Annotated in this window: 3 protein-coding genes; all 3 read right to left on the reverse strand. The window is 59.1% G+C overall.

Annotated elements, in window-relative coordinates:
* Positions 1 to 73: 73 nt before the first annotated feature.
* A complete protein-coding gene (gene nuoF / locus ASN89_RS26565) occupies positions 74 to 1,369 on the reverse strand; it encodes an NADH-quinone oxidoreductase subunit NuoF (RefSeq protein ID WP_010399729.1) in 1,296 nt (431 codons plus the stop codon).
* A complete protein-coding gene (nuoE, locus tag ASN89_RS26570) occupies positions 1,366 to 1,845 on the reverse strand; it encodes an NADH-quinone oxidoreductase subunit NuoE (RefSeq protein WP_035820520.1) in 480 nt (159 codons plus the stop codon). The genes nuoF and nuoE overlap by 4 nt, the downstream gene beginning before the upstream one ends.
* Before the next feature lie 12 nt (positions 1,846 to 1,857).
* Positions 1,858 to 2,883, reverse strand: a 1,026-nt coding sequence (locus ASN89_RS26575; protein ID WP_058051337.1) for an NADH-quinone oxidoreductase subunit D, incomplete at its 5' end; no start/stop codon positions are given.

Here is a 2,883-nt window from a genome sequence, read left to right on the forward strand (position 1 = left end):
GCTACCAGCAGGGACTTCGACTTTTTTGCCGTCTATTTCGATTTCAACCATGGTGATCGTTACCTGACGCAGCTTAGATATATGCGGGCACTAAGCAATGCTTGTGCTCGATATGATATTCAAATTCTTCACGGAAATTCTTAATGAAGGCCCGTACCGGCATGGCGGCCGCATCGCCCAGCGCGCAAATGGTGCGGCCCTGGATGTTGTCGGCGATCGAGTTGAGCATGTCCAGGTCGTCTGGACGACCCTGCCCCTGCTCGATGCGGTGCACCATGCGGTACATCCAGCCTGTGCCTTCACGGCAAGGCGTACACTGGCCGCACGATTCTTCAAAGTAGAAGTAGGACAGGCGTTCCAGCGCCTTTACCATGCAGCGTGTTTCGTCCATCACGATGACGGCGCCCGAACCCAGCATCGAACCGGCTTTCGCGATCGAGTCGTAGTCCAGGTCGGTCTGCATCATGATGTCGCCGCGGATCACCGGGGCGGACGAACCGCCAGGGATCACGGCCTTGATCTTTTTGCCACCGCGCATGCCGCCTGCCAGTTCCAGCAGGGTCGCAAACGGGGTGCCGAGCGGTACTTCGTAGTTGCCCGGTTTTTCCACGTCGCCCGAGATCGAGAAAATCTTCGAACCGCCGTTGTTCGGCTTGCCCATCGCCAGGTATTTCTCTGGACCGATGTTCAGCACGAATGGCACGGCCGCGAAGGTTTCCGTGTTGTTGATCGTCGTCGGCTTGCCGTACAGGCCAAACGAGGCAGGGAAAGGCGGCTTGAAGCGCGGTTGGCCTTTCTTGCCTTCCAGCGATTCGAGCAGAGCCGTTTCTTCGCCGCAGATATAGGCGCCATAACCATGGTGCGCATGCAACTGGAACGAGAACTCGCTGCCCATGATCTTGTCGCCCAGGAAGCCGGCGGCGCGCGCCTCTTCCAGCGCTTCTTCGAAACGCAGGTATTCCTGGAAGATTTCTCCGTGGATATAGTTGTAGCCCACGGTGATGCCCATCGCATAAGCGCCAATGGCCATGCCTTCGATCAGCGCATGGGGATTGTAACGAATGATGTCGCGGTCCTTGAAAGTGCCCGGTTCGCCTTCATCTGTATTGCAGACGAGGTATTTCTGGCCCGGGAACTGGCGCGGCATGAAGCTCCACTTCAAGCCGGTAGGGAAACCCGCGCCGCCACGGCCGCGCAAGGACGAAGCCTTGAGGTCGGCGATGATCTGTTCCGGCGTGATTTTCTCTTCCAGGATACGCCGCAGGGCGCTATAGCCGCCGCGGTTCACATAATCTTGCAAATGCCAGTTCTTGCCATCCAGATCCTTCAGGATCAATGGATCGATATGGCGGTTGTGGAGTGACGTCATTTCTTGAGTTCCTCCAGCATGGCGTCGATTTTCTCGTTCGACATCCAGCTGCACATGGTTTTATTACTGACCAGCAAGACAGGCGCATCGCCGCAAGCACCCATGCACTCGCCTTCAACCAGGGTGAACTGGCCGTCTGCGGTGGTTTCGCGGAAATCGATACCCAGTTTCTGCTTCAGGTACTCTGCAGCGCGCACGCCGCCCGACAAGGCGCATGGCAGGTTGGTGCACACGGTGATCTTGTGCTTGCCCACGGGTTTCACGTTGTACATATTGTAGAACGTGGCCACTTCCTGCACGGCAATCGCCGGCATGCCGATGTAGTCGGCCAGTTCCTTCATGGTTTCCGGCGCCAGCCAGCCCAGTTCATCCTGGGCATGGGCCAGCGCGGCCATGACGGCCGACTGACGCTGGTCGGCCGGGTACTTGGCCAGCTCGCGGTCAATTTTCTTATAGCATTGCTCTGATAACAACATACTTTTTGCCTCTTAGCGGTCAATACTGCCGAACACGATGTCTTGCGTCCCGATGATGGTCACGGCGTCGGCAAGCATGTGCCCACGCGCCATTTCGTCGAGCGACTGCAAGTGGGCGTAGTCTGGCGCGCGCAGTTTCATGCGGTACGGCTTGTTGGCGCCATCGGACACCAGGTACACGCCGAACTCGCCCTTCGGATGCTCCACGGCGCTGTAGGCCTCGCCTGGCGGCACGTGGAAACCTTCCGTAAACAGCTTGAAGTGGTGAATCAAGGACTCCATGTTGGTCTTCATGTCGACGCGGCCCGGAGGCGCCACCTTGCGGTTGCTGGTCATGACAGGACCTTCATTGTTGCGCAGCCACTCCACGCATTGCTTGATGATGCGGTTCGACTGGCGCAGCTCTTCCACGCGGACCAGGTAGCGGTCGTAGCAATCGCCGTTGGTGCCGATAGGAATGTCGAAATCCATCAGGTCGTACACTTCGTACGGCTGTTTCTTGCGCAAGTCCCACTGCACGCCCGAGCCGCGCAGCATGGCGCCCGTAAAGCCCATGGCCAGCGCATCTTCCGGCGAGACCACGCCGATGCCAACCGTGCGCTGTTTCCAGATACGGTTGTCGGTCAGCAGGGTTTCGTACTCGTCCACCGAGTTCGGGAAACGGCGCGCGAAGTCTTCGATGAAGTCCAGCAGGGAACCCTGGCGGTTTTCGTTCAGCTTGCCGATGGCCTTGGCGTTGCGGATGATCGACGCCTTGTGCTGCGGCATCGCGTCCGGCAGGTCGCGGTACACGCCGCCCGGACGGTAGTAGGCCGCGTGCATGCGCGCGCCCGATACTGCCTCGTAGGCGTCGAACAAGTCTTCGCGGTCGCGGAAGCAATACAGGAACGGGCCCATGGCGCCAACGTCCAGCGCGTGGGTGCCGAGCCACATCAGGTGATTCAGGATGCGCGTCATCTCGTCGAACATGACGCGGATGTATTGCGCGCGCAGCGGCACTTCCAGGCCCAGCATCTTTTCGATGGCCATCACGTACGC

The sequence above is a fragment of the Janthinobacterium sp. Ant5-2-1 genome, from assembly GCF_001445815.1.
In the GTDB taxonomy this organism is placed as follows: Bacteria; Pseudomonadota; Gammaproteobacteria; order Burkholderiales; family Burkholderiaceae_D; genus Janthinobacterium; species Janthinobacterium lividum_E.